This is a genomic window from Streptococcus pseudopneumoniae ATCC BAA-960 = CCUG 49455 (genome assembly GCF_002087075.1).
GTDB lineage: Bacteria > Bacillota > Bacilli > Lactobacillales > Streptococcaceae > Streptococcus > Streptococcus pseudopneumoniae.
This window is the reverse complement of sequence record NZ_MWSM01000017.1, coordinates 15,444-30,107: the sequence shown is the minus strand read 5'-3', so window position 1 is coordinate 30,107 and position 14,664 is coordinate 15,444. Positions and strand designations below refer to the sequence as shown.

Annotated in this window: 12 protein-coding genes, 3 pseudogenes and 1 riboswitch; of the genes and pseudogenes, 12 read left to right on the top strand and 3 right to left on the bottom strand. The window is 38.9% G+C overall.

The genetic code is table 11. The features are described 5' to 3' along the window. Positions 1–203: 203 nt before the first annotated feature. The 3 genes and pseudogenes from B4W83_RS04375 to trkA form a co-directional block, all read right to left on the bottom strand. Positions 204–1,157: pseudogene (locus B4W83_RS04375) on the bottom strand (TrkH family potassium uptake protein); the annotation flags it as partial. Beyond that, complete coding sequence (locus tag B4W83_RS13330; protein ID WP_007285018.1) at positions 1,158–1,391, bottom strand: hypothetical protein; 234 nt, start codon at positions 1,389–1,391, stop codon at positions 1,158–1,160. Positions 1,392–1,394: 3 nt separating this feature from the next. After that, the gene (trkA, locus tag B4W83_RS04370) at positions 1,395–2,744 is read right to left on the bottom strand and encodes a Trk system potassium transporter TrkA (protein WP_000691705.1); all 1,350 of its coding nucleotides are present in this window, start codon (positions 2,742–2,744) and stop codon (positions 1,395–1,397) included. Positions 2,745–2,930: 186 nt separating this feature from the next. Between trkA and B4W83_RS04365 the strand changes: the two genes are divergently transcribed. From B4W83_RS04365 to B4W83_RS04310, 12 genes and pseudogenes are all read left to right on the top strand, one after another. Then, positions 2,931–3,779 carry an SAM hydrolase/SAM-dependent halogenase family protein gene (locus tag B4W83_RS04365; RefSeq protein WP_001063604.1) on the top strand — a complete coding sequence of 283 codons (849 nt, stop codon included), beginning with the start codon at positions 2,931–2,933 and terminating at the stop codon, positions 3,777–3,779. Positions 3,780–3,794: 15 nt separating this feature from the next. Beyond that, positions 3,795–4,340 (top strand): ECF-type riboflavin transporter substrate-binding protein, encoded by a 546-nt coding sequence (locus B4W83_RS04360; RefSeq protein ID WP_000795930.1) that lies wholly within the window; start codon positions 3,795–3,797, stop codon positions 4,338–4,340. Between the two features lie 283 nt (positions 4,341–4,623). Next, positions 4,624–6,303 carry an ABC transporter ATP-binding protein gene (locus B4W83_RS04350; protein ID WP_000656512.1) on the top strand — a complete coding sequence of 560 codons (1,680 nt, stop codon included), beginning with the start codon at positions 4,624–4,626 and terminating at the stop codon, positions 6,301–6,303. After that, a complete protein-coding gene (locus tag B4W83_RS04345) occupies positions 6,288–7,118 on the top strand; it encodes an energy-coupling factor transporter transmembrane component T family protein (RefSeq protein ID WP_001148088.1) in 831 nt (276 codons plus the stop codon). Before B4W83_RS04350 ends, B4W83_RS04345 begins: the two co-directional genes overlap by 16 nt. Positions 7,119–7,310: 192 nt before the next feature. After that, positions 7,311–7,814 carry a tRNA (cytidine(34)-2'-O)-methyltransferase gene (locus tag B4W83_RS04340; protein WP_000181376.1) on the top strand — a complete coding sequence of 168 codons (504 nt, stop codon included), beginning with the start codon at positions 7,311–7,313 and terminating at the stop codon, positions 7,812–7,814. Between the two features lie 53 nt (positions 7,815–7,867). Next, positions 7,868–8,086: riboswitch (FMN riboswitch) on the top strand. A 163-nt stretch (positions 8,087–8,249) separates the two neighbouring features. After that, positions 8,250–8,813, top strand: coding sequence for an ECF transporter S component (locus tag B4W83_RS04335; protein ID WP_000185825.1), 564 nt, complete (start codon positions 8,250–8,252; stop codon positions 8,811–8,813). Further along, positions 8,803–9,453 (top strand): phosphatase PAP2 family protein, encoded by a 651-nt coding sequence (locus tag B4W83_RS04330; protein WP_000653436.1) that lies wholly within the window; start codon positions 8,803–8,805, stop codon positions 9,451–9,453. The genes B4W83_RS04335 and B4W83_RS04330 overlap by 11 nt, the downstream gene beginning before the upstream one ends. A gap of 111 nt (positions 9,454–9,564) precedes the next feature. Then, positions 9,565–10,437, top strand: coding sequence for a helix-turn-helix domain-containing protein (locus B4W83_RS04325; protein ID WP_000525619.1), 873 nt, complete (start codon positions 9,565–9,567; stop codon positions 10,435–10,437). Between the two features lie 199 nt (positions 10,438–10,636). Beyond that, positions 10,637–11,857 carry an MFS transporter gene (locus B4W83_RS04320; RefSeq protein WP_001091363.1) on the top strand — a complete coding sequence of 407 codons (1,221 nt, stop codon included), beginning with the start codon at positions 10,637–10,639 and terminating at the stop codon, positions 11,855–11,857. A gap of 26 nt (positions 11,858–11,883) precedes the next feature. Continuing rightward, positions 11,884–12,012, top strand: a pseudogene (locus B4W83_RS12330) (phosphatase PAP2 family protein); the annotation flags it as partial. A gap of 768 nt (positions 12,013–12,780) precedes the next feature. Further along, entirely contained in the window at positions 12,781–13,764 is a 984-nt protein-coding gene (locus B4W83_RS04315; RefSeq protein ID WP_007284780.1) for an MFS transporter, read from the top strand. Between the two features lie 143 nt (positions 13,765–13,907). Next, positions 13,908–14,604 (top strand): annotated as a pseudogene (locus B4W83_RS04310) (IS5 family transposase); the annotation flags it as partial. Positions 14,605–14,664: the final 60 nt, after the last annotated feature.

Here is a 14,664-nt window from a genome sequence, read left to right as displayed (position 1 = left end):
AATTAAGTGATAAAGTCGGGCAGATAGATCTGACGCAGTTTGAAGAGATTTTCATTGAGGATAAGTCAGGTACTGAAATGTCTGATCGGGATTTAAAGATATAATAAAATGAAATAAGAATAGGACAAATCAATCGGGACAGTCAAATCGATTTCTAACAATGTTTTAGAAGTCCAGATGTACTATTCTAGTTTCAATCTACCATACTTGAGAATTTTATGCTGGGTATCCTTATCAATCACCGTTTGATTCACATGGAGAGTCAAAACACGGTGGGGAGATAGAATGGACAAAATTTGATTTTTGGCAATTTTTGAAAGGATGAGGCCTCGAATAATCTTGAGTCCACCTGCAGTTGATCCAGCAGAGCCACCGATTGCCATGAGGAAAAGGAGGATAAACTGGGAGAAGAGGGGCCAGTTGGTAATATCTCCATATCCAAAACCAGTTGTTGTAATGATGTTGGAAACCTGGAAGAAGGCCATTTCAAAGCTCTTTGAAAACCCTGGGTAGAGGTAGAGGGTGTTGAGGCTAATCAAGCCTGTAGAAACCAGTACAATGACCAAGTAAGCCCGAAGTTCTTCGTCACCAAAGAAGGCCTTGATGCGACGGAGCATGAGGTAGTAGTAGAGGTTGAAATTTACCCCAAAAACCAGAACTCCGATACTGACCAGATAGGTAATCAGTGAGCTGCCATAGTGGGCAATTCCGTCGTTATAGACGGTAAAGCCTCCAGTTCCCGCTGTCCCCGTAGCAATGACAAAACTATCGTAGAGAGGCATGCCAGCTAGATAATAGATGATGACAAAGAGGGAGAAGAGAGCTAGATAAAGGAGATAGAGAATCTGGGCAGTGTTTTTTAGTTTGGATACAACCTTGCCAAAAACAGGACCTGGAACCTCAGCCTTCATCACCTCTAGGTGGCTATTTTTGGCATTGTCCATAATAGCAAGTGCAAAAACAAGCACTCCCATCCCTCCAATCAAGTGGGTAAAACTTCGCCAGAAGAGGAGGGAACGGCTGAGAACCGAAACGTCGTTCAAAATAGTTGCTCCAGTAGTTGTAAAGCCAGAACTAATTTCAAAAAAGGCATCAATAACGCTAGGGATTTGCCCAGAAAAGACAAAGGGGAGACCACCAAAGAAGGACCAAAGGATTCAACAGAGGGCCACAATCAAGATTCCCTCCTTGGCATAAATCCGTTGATTTTTTGGCTTTTGTAAAATTCCTGAGCCACCTAGTAATACCAGAATTCCAATCGTTGTAAAGAGGGCTGTAAAGACTTGGCTCGATTCACGGTAATAGAGAGCGACAGCTACAGGAACCAAAAGGAGAACCGCTTCAATCAAAAGTAACTTTGAAAGGAGGTAGCGAATCATACTTTTATTCATTTCTTACCTCGCGATCAAGTCATAAATCTTAGTGATATTCGGCAACAAGGTTGTTACTAGGAGCTTGTCTCCAACTTCCAACATATCCTCCCCAGTTGGGAAAATCGTTTTGCCCTTTCGAATGATAGCTGCAATAAGAACCCCTTTTTTCAATTTCAGTTGAGAAAGAGGTTTGGCAGTCATTTTATTGGCTTCCTTGATATGGAATTGCAGGGTTTCGATTTGGCCATTGGCTAGATGGTGCATGGCTTGAAGGTCTGAATACTGGGCATTAACCCGACCACGAATAAAGTGCATAATCGTGTCTACGGCAATACTTTTAGGTGTGATGATACTTGAAAAATCAGGCGCATTGATAATTTCGAGGAGACTGGTACGATTGACCTTGGTAATATTTTTCTGTACACCTACCCTGTCCAGGAACATAGAGGTAATCAGATTTTCCTCATCGACCCCTGTTAGAGTCGCAACGGCATCATAGTTTTGAGCACTTTCTTCCAGCAGGATATCTTGTGCGGTACCATCTCCTTGAACGATGTAGAGGTTTGGGAATTTCTCGCTAAAGAAGCTAGCGATTTCAGGATTGATTTCAATAATCTTAGTATCAATACGACTATCTTTGAGGATACCTAGTAGATAATAGGCAATTCTACCAGCTCCAACAATAAGAAGACCCTTCACGGCACGAGACTTGAAATAATTATGGAAGAGCATCATATCAACACGGTTACCAGTGACAAAGATTCTATCTTTATCCTGTACAGTCATGTTACCGCTTGGAATGATAATTTGATGATCTCTTTCTATCGCACGACAATGACATTGCCAAATTTTTTTCCGAAAATCAGAAATGGGCATTTGGCAAAGACTACTGGAGGATTTAACAGTGAATTCCATCAAGCTGACCCGTCCACCAAAGAAACGTTCGACAGATAGAGCGTTGGGGAAGTCAATGATGTTGGCGATAGCGCGGGCAGCCAAGAGCTCAGGGTTAACGATAAGAGAAAAACCGAGAATATTCTTTTCTTTGAAATAGGAGTTAGAATATTCAGGGTTCCGCACCCGAACGATGGTCTCTTTAGCTCCCATTTTTTTGGCTAGAACAGCTGCAATCATGTTGACTTCATCGTACTCAGTCAGGGTGATAAAGATATCACAATCTTGGACGCTGGCTTGCTCAAGAATGGCAAAATCGACCCCGTTACCAAGGATACCCATGATATCAAAGCGACTGACAATATGATTGAGAACAGCTTCGTCTTGCTCAATCAGCAAAACATCATGCTTTTCTGCAACCAAGGAGCGACAGAGGGCAAAACTAACTTTTCCCCCTCCGACAAGGATAATTTTCATAATAAAACCTACTTTTTCATGATGTAACTATCATATCCTTTTTCAAAAAAATGCACCTACTAGCCAATAAGGGAGAACTTTTAGCGGAAATCTGCTATAAGGTAAAACTATACCCTAAGCAATTGAAATAGCTATTAGCGACTTTCTCTGAAATATGGTATGATAAAGGATATACAAGGAGATAAAATGAATAATAATTTACTGGTATTACAATCAGACTTTGGTCTGGTTGATGGTGCGGTATCGGCTATGATTGGAGTGGCTTTAGAAGAGTCTCCAACCTTAAAAATTCATCACTTGACGCACGATATCACACCTTATAATATTTTTGAGGGTAGTTACCGTCTCTTTCAGACGGTGGATTACTGGCCTGAGGGAACGACTTTTGTATCGGTTGTCGATCCAGGTGTCGGCTCGAAACGTAAGAGTGTGGTTGCCAAGACTGCAAACAATCAATACATTGTCACGCCAGATAATGGGACTCTTTCTTTTATCAAGAAACACGTTGGTATTGTAGCCGTTCGTGAAATTTCTGAGGTAGCTAATAGGCGTCAAAACACAGAGCATTCTTATACTTTCCACGGTCGTGATGTCTATGCCTATACTGGTGCTAAACTGGCCAGTGGTCACATTTCTTTTGAGGAAGTGGGGCCAGAGCTCAGTGTGAATCAGATTGTGGAACTTCCAGTCGTAGAGACCATTAGTGAAGATCATCTGGTGAAGGGAGCCATTGATATTCTGGATGTGCGTTTTGGTTCGCTTTGGACCTCTATTACGCGAGAAGAATTTTACAAACTGGAACCAGAATTTGGTGACCGTTTTGAAGTGACCATCTATCACGCTGATATGCTGGTCTATCAAAATCAGGTTGTTTATGGCAAATCATTTGCAGATGTGAGAATTGGGCAACCCATCCTTTACATCAACTCTCTCTATCGTTTAGGTCTGGCTATCAACCAAGGTTCCTTTGCCAAGGCCTATAATGTAGGTGTCGGTTCATCTTGGACCATTGAAATAAAGAAAATAGAATCATAAAATAGGAGAATATAGATGAAAAATCAATCAATTAAACAAGTTGTTGCTGTAGGAATTGGCGCTGCCCTCTTTGTCGTCATCGGGATGATCAACATTCCGACCCCTGTTCCAAATACAAGCATCCAGCTTCAGTATGCGGTACAAGCGCTACTTTCTATTATTTTTGGACCGATTATCGGTTTGCTTGTCGGGTTGATTGGTCATGCAATCAAGGACTCTCTTGCTGGTTACGGTCTGTGGTGGACTTGGATTATCGCTAGTGGGCTCTTTGGTCTAGCTGTGGGGCTATTTAGAAAGTACGTTCGCGTGATCAATGGTGTCTTTGACTGGAAAGATATTCTTATTTTTAACCTCATTCAACTACTTGCAAATGCCCTTGTTTGGGGTGTCTTGGCACCACTTGGAGATGTTGTGATTTATCAAGAAGCTGCAGAAAAAGTATTTGCCCAAGGAATTGTTGCGGGAATTGCTAATGGTGTATCTGTAGCTATTGCAGGAACTCTTCTCTTGCTTGCCTATGCAGGAACTCAAACTCGTGCAGGAAGTTTGAAAAAGGACTAAAATGATGGAGAAGGCTGGGCAACCAGTCTTTTTCGATGTTTATAGATTAGTTAGGCAAGTAAGCTAGGATAGGAATCTTTTTGGCGCTAAGTTTTTAATAGAAGAGTCTGCAAGAAGGGGTAGATTTATGATAAAATAGAAGTCTAATACTCTGCGAAAATTAAATTCAAACCGCGTCAGCTCTATCTGCAACCTCAAAACAGTGTTTTGAGCAACCTACGGCTAGCTTCCTGGTTTGCTCTTTGATTTTCATTGAGTAGAAGAAGCGAATGAAGAGAGTAAGATGAAAGAAGCTATAATTGAGTGGAAGGATTTCTCTTTCCAGTATGAAACACAACAAGAACCGACCTTGCAAGGGATAGACTTGACCATTTACAAGGGAGAGAAAGTCTTAATTGTTGGACCATCTGGATCAGGTAAATCTACCTTGGGTCAGTGTTTGAATGGGATTATTCCCAATATTTACAAGGGTCAGACATATGGAGAATTTTTGATAAAGGGTCAAACAGCCTTTGATATGAGCATCTATGATAAGTCTCATCTGGTTAGCACAGTTTTGCAGGATACAGATGGGCAGTTTATCGGCTTATCTGTGGCAGAGGACTTGGCTTTTGCTCTAGAAAATGATGTAACAAGTCTAGAAGAGATGAAAAGTCGTGTTCATAAATGGGCTGAAAAGCTGGACCTTCTCCCTTTACTAGCTCAGCGTCCTCAAGACTTGTCTGGTGGACAAAAGCAGCGAGTTAGTCTAGCCGGTGTCTTGATTGATGAAAGTCCGATTCTCTTGTTTGATGAGCCACTCGCCAATCTGGATCCCAAGTCAGGTCAGGATATTATTGAATTGATTGATCAGATTCATAAGGAGGAGGGGACGACCCTTATTATCGAGCACCGTTTGGAAGATGTTCTGCATCGACCTGTGGATCGGATTGTCTTGATAAACGATGGCCGTATCCTCTTTAATGGAAGTCCTGATCAGTTATTGGCGACTGATTTGTTGACCCAAAATGGAATTCGCGAACCCCTTTATCTCACCACTCTCCGTCAATTGGGTGTGGATTTAGCCAAGGAAGAACAGTTAGCAGATCTGGATAACTTGTCTATCTCAAAAGGTCAGGTTCAGTTGCAGAATGAACTGGCAAAAGAGATGCCAGATTTGCAGTCACTTTTTAGACTAGAGGAGGTTTCTTTTTCTTATGATGATAGACCGATTTTAAAATCCCTACATTTGGATATTAAAAAGGGTGAAAAGATTGCCATTGTCGGGAAAAATGGAGCAGGGAAGTCAACTCTAGCCAAGGCCTTAAGTAGCTTTATTCAGACGGAAGGTCGCTATCTTTGGGAAGGGCAGGATATAAAAGGAGATTCTGTTGCAGAGCGGGCGGAACGAGTAGGCTATGTGCTGCAAAATCCTAATCAAATGATTTCAACTAACATGATTTTTGATGAGGTGGCTCTGGGACTTCGTTTGCGAGGTGTGGATGAGAAGGAAATTGAAACGAGAGTCTATGAAACTTTGAAAATCTGTGGTCTCTATGAATTCCGTAATTGGCCTATTTCTGCCCTGTCATTTGGTCAGAAAAAACGTGTCACTATTGCCTCGATTTTGGTTTTAGGAGCTGAAATTATCCTCTTAGATGAACCGACAGCAGGTCAAGACCAGAAGAACTATACTGAGATTATGGAATTTCTCGAAGAGTTGCATCAAAAAGGTCATACCATCGTCATGATTACGCATGATATGCAATTGATGCTGGATTATTCAGACAGGGCCCTTGTCATGGTTGATGGAGAACTGATTGCTGATACTGATCCAGCTAGTCTGTTGAGCAATCCTGAGCTGTTAGTAAAAGCCAATCTAAAAGAAACTTCAATCTTCAACTTGGCTAAAAAACTAGACGTGGATCCACTTGCTTTAACGGCATTTTACAAAGAAAGGAGAGAAGGATGCAAGCTAAATTAATTGGTTACCAGCATAGAGATACTGTGATTCATCGCTTGTCAGGAGCTGGTAAACTTCTCTTTTTCATCCTCGTGTCATTGGCGGCCATGATTAGCTATGATACCAGACTGCTTGTTCTGATTGCCATCTTTTCGGTCTTTCTCCTCTATTTGTCAGAAATCCGTTTTAAAGATGTTTCCTTTGTGGCCGTTTTTGCGACGGTATTTGCCGTTTTAAACGTTTTGATGGTCTATCTCTTTTCTCCTGAGTATGGGGTTGGACTTTACGGAGAGAGAAGTGTGATTTGGCAGGGAATCGGTGCCTACACTCTGACCAGCCAGGAGCTCTTTTATCTGCTAAATCTGGCCATTAAGTACCTTTGTACCATTCCTCTGGCTATTATCTTTTTGATGACAACCCATCCTAGTCAGTTTGCTTCTAGTTTAAATCAAATTGGTGTGCCTTACAAGATTGCCTATTCAGTCAGTCTGACCTTGCGCTATATTCCAGATTTGCAGGAAGAATTCTTTACTATCAAAATGTCTCAGGAGGCGCGTGGGATGGAATTATCCAAGAAAGCTTCTCTTATGCAACGAATCAAAGGCAATTTGCGCATTATTACTCCCTTGATTTTTAGCTCGCTAGAACGCATTGATACCATCGCGACCGCCATGGAGCTTCGGCGCTTTGGGAAAGAGAAAAAACGCACTTGGTATAGTTATCAGGCCTTGAAAAAAGGAGACTATCTTACCTTGTTCTTGGCAGCCTTGTTTTTAGTAGCTAGTTTACTACTTATCTTGCAGAATCAAGGACGATTTTACAATCCTTGGAAATAGCTTGAAAAAATTGAAAAAATCAAGTCGTTTCTATTGACAATGATTCTGAAAGTGTTATACTAAGAAAGTAGTTTCGCTGATTTACTTCAAACCTGTTGTGAGGTAAGTTAACGATGCCTTAACCACGCTGTTTGCTGAGCTTGACTCCGGGCAGTGTGGCTATTTTTTTGCAATGGTGAAAGGAAGCAAGTCATGACAAATCACATTGTATTATTTGAACCACAAATTCCACAAAATACAGGCAATATCGCGCGTACTTGTGCTGCGACCAATTCTCCCCTCCACATCATCAAGCCAATGGGCTTTCCTATTGACGACCGCAAGATGAAGCGAGCTGGATTGGATTATTGGGATAAACTAGAGATTTATTTTTACGAGAGTTTGGAGGATTTCATGTCTCATATGAAGGGCAAACTCTATCTGATCTCAAAATTTGCTGAGAAAGTGTATTCTGATGTGGATTTATCGACTGACGAGGACCATTATTTTCTCTTTGGACGTGAAGACAAGGGCTTGCCTGAGGACTTTATGCGAGAACATCCTGAGAAGGCTCTCCGTATTCCCATGAATGATGAACATGTCCGCAGTCTCAATGTGTCTAATACCGTCTGCATGATTGTCTACGAAGCCCTCCGCCAGCAGCACTTTGCAGGTCTTGAGCTCGTTCATACCTATGAAGCAGATAAATTGAAATAAAAAATGAAAATGAACAAAATGCTTGCGCTTGCAAGCGTTTTTTGTTATGATAAAAGAGTCTTCAGGGCAGGGTGTGATTCCCGACCGGCGGTAAATTTGACTAGCTATTTTAGCTTTCTCGTCGTTGTCTTGTCTCGATATACTTTAAGTATTATCTTCGACTGCGACGCCTAGATAAATCTAAAATATCTTAGCCAAATAAGTCCGCGAGCGCAAGCTGATGTGGTGAGATTCCACAACCGACAGTATAGTCTGGATGGGAGAAGACGAAAGAATAGCTTTGTCTGTTCTGATAGATTTATAGCTAAACTGTAACCGCTTGCTTGAATTTCCTTAATAGAGTGAGAGGGAACTTTTGGGATATAAAAAGTGAGAATAGATAGAGGAATCCTTTCTAACTTCTTCTGATTTTATAGAAAATTGGAGGAACCTGTTATGACAAACACACGTCGACTTTCGACCATTGCGATCTTATCAGCCATCTCATTTGTGCTGATGTACTTTGACTTTCCGCTCTTGCCAGCGGCATCCTTCCTCAAGATCGAATTTAGTATCTTGCCAGTCCTTGTGGGTCTGGTGGTCATGGATTTGCCTGCTGCTCTAGGAGTGCTCTTGCTTCGCTCACTCTTGAAATTGCTTCTTAACAGCCAAGGAGTGAATACTTACATTGGTTTGCCGATGAATATCGTAGCTTTGGGAGTTTTTGTCATCGTATTTGCTTTGATTTGGAAAAAGGAACGGACAACCCTTCGTTTCCTACTAGGCTCTCTAGCTGGAACTATTGGTTTAACCTTTGCCATGTTGGTTCTCAACTATGTTTATGCTGTTCCTTTGTACGCTAAGTTTGCTAACTTTGATATTGGAAAAATTTTGGGACTTTCCAACTACCTAATGACCATGGTATTACCTTTTAACTTGATTGAGGGTGTAATCTTTTCCGTTTCATTCTGGTTGTTGTACGTCCTTTTGAAACCAACCTTAAAACACTATGAAAGATAAACAAACATTTTTAATGAAGGGCAGTTTTGCCCTTTTACTTTTCGTTATTCTTGGCTACATGGTCAAATTTTACCCTGAAACGCTGGTCGGTTTTGACCAATTGATTCAAACGGTAGTTCGAGGAGATTTGCCAGATTACTTGACTATTCTTTTCAAAGCCATCACACGCTTGATTGATATCCCAGTGATTATCACTTGGGTTGTTATTACAGCTTTTGTCTTTTATCGTAAGCGATGGAAGATAGAAAGTTTCTTCATGCTGGGGAATTTGGCTTTAGCGGGTCTTTTAATCGTGACCTTTAAAAATATCTACCAGCGCCCACGACCAGCTATCTTACATCTTGTGGAGGAGAAGGGATTTTCCTTCCCAAGTGGGCATTCTCTGGCTGTAACTTTGATGGTAGGTACTCTGATTGTCATTCTCAGTCAACGAATTAAAAATCCAGTCTGGAGAAAAATTGTACAAATCGTCCTTGGCCTCTACCTAGTTAGTGTGCTGGTATCAAGGGTATATCTGGGAGTTCATTATCCATCAGACGTTCTTGCCAGTCTCTGTCTGGGTTTGGGAGTCCTGTTTATCGAATTTCCCTTCTATGACAAGATCCGCTTCCAATGGCGATTTAAAGGCAAGCAGAAGTGATGGAAAAGATAAAAAATTGTACAAATACAAATAGAACCATATGAAATATATACTTGAAACATGTTTTGGTGTTTGATATATTTTAATAAATAAAGCAAGGAGGAAGAAAGTGTGGGTATGCTATTAGCGACACGATTAAAAAATAAAAGAAAGGAATTAAAATTATCTCAAAAAGAATTAGCTGAGGGGATTTGTGAGCAAGGGCAGATTAGCCGTATGGAGCAAGGTAAATATTCACCTGGGTCAGAATTACTCTTTCAACTATCTAAGCGATTGAAGGTGAGCATGGATTATTTCTTTGAAGATACTGAGGTTTCTAGTTTAGAAAATATTGATAAGTTTAAAGAATTATCTAAGAAATTTTTGGATGAGAGGGAATATGAATCTCTCCATTACATCTATGAACTGGAAAAATCTAAACGTACTCGTCTATCTGCTAAAGACCAGATTTATTTGGACTGGATTGATACATTAGTTCAATTCTGTTATTTAAATCATCAAACAGGGGCAGTTGCGAAACTGGAAAAAATACTGTTATCTCTGAAAAAATCTGATTTTTACTATCTACAACTGGGAAATACCTTGGCTAATTTTTATTTTGATATGGGGCAGGAAGACACATATCAGGAACTCTATCAACTTTTAAAAGAGAACCTCCAGTCACTATCTGTTCATCATTTGGAACAGTTAGAATTGATGATTAAATTCCGATATAACTATTGTAGATATTTGTGGTTGAATGAACGAACATCTGAAGCTATAGCAGAAATTACAGAAACGATAGCTATTTGTAAAAGATATAATAGTAGTTATCGATTAGCAGATTTGTATTGTTTATTGGGAAATATAAGCGAGAGCTTTGCTGAAAGGGATAGGATACTAGGTTTTTATCAAGTATCTTATCAGCTTTACAAGCACGAAGAGAACCAGAGAATGATGCTAGAAATTGAGAAGGAAATGAAATTATTGGAAAGTGAAGATTAAGAAAAAGATTTGTATTTTTAGATAACTTAAATTCATATTTCAAAAAAAATAAAAAAACACCATAAAAATTATTGACAAACCAAAATTGATGTATTAGAATATCATCAATAGTTTTTGATTTTGGTATTGGAGCTTTGGGGATATATTGGGCGTTGTTAGGATTTCAATTTCCTTTTGAGCTGAAGAAGGAGGCAATCCAATGAATACTTTTCTGACCAATAAAAATTACCGGATGTTGCTAATTAATCAATGGGTTTCGTCATTTGGTGATACGCTGTTTTATATTTCATTTATTTCTTATGTATCGGGATATAAATTTGCTTCATTAGCTGTTCTTTGTATAACAGTTTCGGAGACTTTGCCGCAGATTTCTCAGTTGTTCACAGGCGTTATTGCCGATTTTCAAAAAAATCGTGTTGCAAAATATATTGCTATATTGGCAAGTAAGTTTCTGCTTTATACTCTATTGACACTGTTTGTAACGGATAAGAACTTTTCTATGGGGATGGTTTTTCTTATTTGTGGCATCAATCTTTTATCAGATACCATGAGTTATTTTGCAGGTGCTATGATTTCTCCTTTGTATGTGAGGATTATAGGAGATGATATGACAGATGCTATGGGGTTTAGACAGGCAACTGCTGGTGTAGTTAATATTCTTAGCAACCTTACAGGTGGAGTTTTGATTGGGGTCATCAGTCTTCAGATGTTTGTGGGTTTGAATGCTTTGACCTTTCTTTTTGCACTGTTGGGTGTGGTGTTTATTCGTACTTCTTTGAGAGATATTGAGGGACAGATGGAGGTTAGTAAAAGATTAACCGCAAAATCTTTTGGAGAGCATTTCCTCTATTCTATGAAGATATTGTCAAGTTTTCCAACCATCATCAAATTAATATTCATTGCAGCTATGAACCAAGTGATTTTAAGCATTATTACCCCTTTAACGACTTTGATGTTGATTCATCATCCATTTATCTTCTTTGACACTGGGAAATCCATTGCAGCATTGTCAGTGGTTATTTTTTCAGGAACGATTGTGGGAAGTTTTTTGAGTGGAGGTATCCTAAAAAATATTCCCATAAAAATGATTGTCTACTTTGAAGAAATTATGCATCTCTGTATTCTCTTTTCTTGGTTGATCAATCATTTCCTCCTTTTATTGGTAGTTGTCTTCTTATGCGCAGTTGCAGTAGGAATGATGGGGCCTCGGATTTTCAACCTTGTATTCTCGATGGTTCCAGAAGAAGTCATGGGAACCATCCAGTCAGTGCTTGGAGTATTCAATGTTGTTGTACCAGGAATTCTTAGCATGCTCATCGTTGCCTTAGCGAGTGCTACAAACCTAAAAATCACAGTGCTTCCACTTTTTATTTTTGTATTGACTGCCTTAGCAATTGTGAAAGCAATGAAAATAGAGTAATAGTAGTATGAACTACTGTCTCTTTTTGGGTGGGAGTTCATTACCCATCAGACGTTCTTGCCAGTCTCTGTCTGGGTTTGGGAGTCTTGTTTATCGAGTTTCCCTTTTATGACAAGCTCCGCTTCCAATGGCGATTTAAAGGCAAACAGAAGTGAGTATCGAATTCCCTTGAGGAGAAAGAAATGAAAGTCAATATAGCATATCTTCATCCGACTCAACTATACTTATTAGAAAAATGGACCATTCTGTATTATCCCATTACGCTGATTTAAGTTGGAGGAGCTCTTCCCATGCAACCTTAGAGCTTATAAAGAGTCCGATCAATACCGTCCAGCTAGAAATTAGGAGGAATCAGCAAGTGATTCCCCTGTCCCTCATAGAGTGATTATAAAACCATACGATAAATGTACCTCCTTAATTAATAAAATCAGACTTTACATGTTTAGAGAGATCACTGTTCCCAAGAGATACCATAATTCCTACCGTAAGCAATATTATATTTCTATCTATTTTAGTCACCACCTAAAACTATGATTTTGCAAGAAAGGTTATGGAATTCTCAAGCAATATGGCTAAAATTAGATAGATATACAAAAGGAAAGGTAGAAGCTTTCATATGTATGGTATATCAACACGAGAGCATAGTAATTGCGTAAAATATATTTTTTTGCTATACTAATCAATATTTATTTGCAAAAGGAATGAGTTAAGATAAGCAATAATAATTTTAAATACTTACTTTGCAATCAAATTTTTAACTTGATTGCAAATATTTTTTTCAGTGTAACAATCATCTCAAAGGTTTATTCACAAAGTAATTCTATCAGTGAATCAACATTTGTTTTGATAATAGGAACTATTTCAGCAGTTATAGGAGGTTTGATTGGACCTATTTTTTAGACAAAATTTCACATAAAAATGTATTGTCGTTTACTAATCTGATTGGTGGGCTAGTTACTCTGTCTTATACCATTATCAGTTCATTTAATGATAGTATTATAATAACCTATTCCACAGTCTTTTTAATAAGCATCACCAATAGTTTTTATACTCCTGCACGTCTAGCTATTGTTCCTAGTATAGTTGATAATGATGCGATAGTAAAAGCAAACGGTCTCACCCTAAGCATTCGTCAATCCGTTCAAACAGCAGGCTGGGCACTTGCAATTCCATTGTCTACGTTACTAGGTTTGCAATATTCATTATATTGTATATCTTTGTGTTTCTTGCTCTCCTCAGTTCTAAGTTTTTATATTCACGTTGAAAAGAATCAACATAAACCAAACTCTTCCAAAAGTTCATATGTATATCAAATTTTTGAAGGTCTCATACCTATAAGGGATAATCCTGTCATCAGGGATATAACTATTATGGATATTATTGAAAATTTTGCAAATGTGATTTGGACATCTTCATACCTCCTAGCATTTACAACCACTATCCTTTTAACAAGTGAAACTTGGTGGGGATACCAGGGTTCAGCATACTTCTTAGGGATTATAGTTGGAGGAGGGGTAATAACAAAATACTCTCATAAACTTCAACATTTTCCAGGAAAATTTTTGTTTATATCATCACTTCTTGTTACACTACTCACACTATTTTACACTGTTAATAGAAGCCCTATCATAACAATTATTATTTCTTTTCTAGTCGGCCCCCCTGCACAAATTAGAAATATAATTCAAGAATCAATTATTCAAGAAAAAGTTGATCCTAGTATATTGGCAAGAGCTTTTGCTGCCAGAAGTGTTTTAATGCAACTAATGTATGCTGTAGCGCTAGTTTCATTTAGTTATCTAGCAGACTTAATTGGAATTTTGCCAGTATACTTTATTTCAGTTATCATTTATTTTGCAATTTCATTTATTCCTGTAATATCGTCAGCATTAAAAAAAACACTGTGAAATTATGTATTTTTATGGAGATATAAGACTTCATATATCGTTTTGAGTAGTTTATGAGTACAAGCTATGATAGTTTCCATCTTACTGCCTCCTATTCCATTAGATTAGACTTCCTGCGAAACAATATATGGTATAATAGTTCTATGGATTATGAAGCAAGTGAACAACTAACTGATGCACGATTTAAGCTCCTGGTTGGTGTTCAGTGCACGACTTTTGAAGAGATGTTAGCTGTATTAAAAAGAGATTATCAAGGTAAACACGCAAAAGGGGGACGAAAACCTAAACTAAGCCTAGAATACCTTCTTATGGCGACTTCAATATGTGCGAGAATATCGAACTTATGAAGAAATTGCGGCTGATCTTGGTATTCACGAAAGCAACTTAATCCGTCGGAGTCAATGGGTTGAAGTAACTCTTGTTCAAAGTGGTTTTACGATTTCAAGAACTCCTCTCAGTTCTGAGGACACGGTAATGATTGATGCGACGGAAGTAAAAATCCATCGCCCTAAAAAACAATTAGCGAATGATTCTGGTAAAAAGAAATGCCACGCTATGAAGGCTCAAGCGATTGTCACAAGTCAAGGGAGAATTGTTTCTTTGGAGATCACTGTGAACTATTGTCATGATATGAAGTTGTTCAAAATGAGTCGCAGAAATATCGGACAAGCTGGTAAAATCTTGGCTGACAGTGGTTATCAAGGGCTCATGAAGATAGATCCTCAAGCACAAACTCCACGTAAATCCAGCAAACTCAAGCCGCTAACAGCTGAAGAGAAAGCCTGTAACCATGCGCTATCTAAGGAGAGAATCAAGGTTGAGAATATTTTTGACAGAGTATAGTAGATTGAAACTAGAATAGTACACCTCTACTTCTAAAACATTGTTAGAAATCGATTT

Excerpts from the sequence above, each read along its gene's own strand:
- B4W83_RS04335 (WP_000185825.1), top strand. The coding sequence starts at position 8,250 with ATGACAAACACACGTCGACTTTCGACCATTGCGATCTTATCAGCCATC.
- B4W83_RS04340 (WP_000181376.1), top strand. The coding sequence starts at position 7,311 with ATGACAAATCACATTGTATTATTTGAACCACAAATTCCACAAAATACA.
- B4W83_RS04330 (WP_000653436.1), top strand. The coding sequence starts at position 8,803 with ATGAAAGATAAACAAACATTTTTAATGAAGGGCAGTTTTGCCCTTTTA.
- B4W83_RS04350 (WP_000656512.1), top strand. The coding sequence starts at position 4,624 with ATGAAAGAAGCTATAATTGAGTGGAAGGATTTCTCTTTCCAGTATGAA.
- B4W83_RS04360 (WP_000795930.1), top strand. The coding sequence starts at position 3,795 with ATGAAAAATCAATCAATTAAACAAGTTGTTGCTGTAGGAATTGGCGCT.
- B4W83_RS04345 (WP_001148088.1), top strand. The coding sequence starts at position 6,288 with ATGCAAGCTAAATTAATTGGTTACCAGCATAGAGATACTGTGATTCAT.
- B4W83_RS04365 (WP_001063604.1), top strand. The coding sequence starts at position 2,931 with ATGAATAATAATTTACTGGTATTACAATCAGACTTTGGTCTGGTTGAT.
- B4W83_RS04320 (WP_001091363.1), top strand. The coding sequence starts at position 10,637 with ATGAATACTTTTCTGACCAATAAAAATTACCGGATGTTGCTAATTAAT.
- B4W83_RS13330 (WP_007285018.1), bottom strand. The coding sequence starts at position 1,391 with ATGAATAAAAGTATGATTCGCTACCTCCTTTCAAAGTTACTTTTGATT.
- trkA (WP_000691705.1), bottom strand. The coding sequence starts at position 2,744 with ATGAAAATTATCCTTGTCGGAGGGGGAAAAGTTAGTTTTGCCCTCTGT.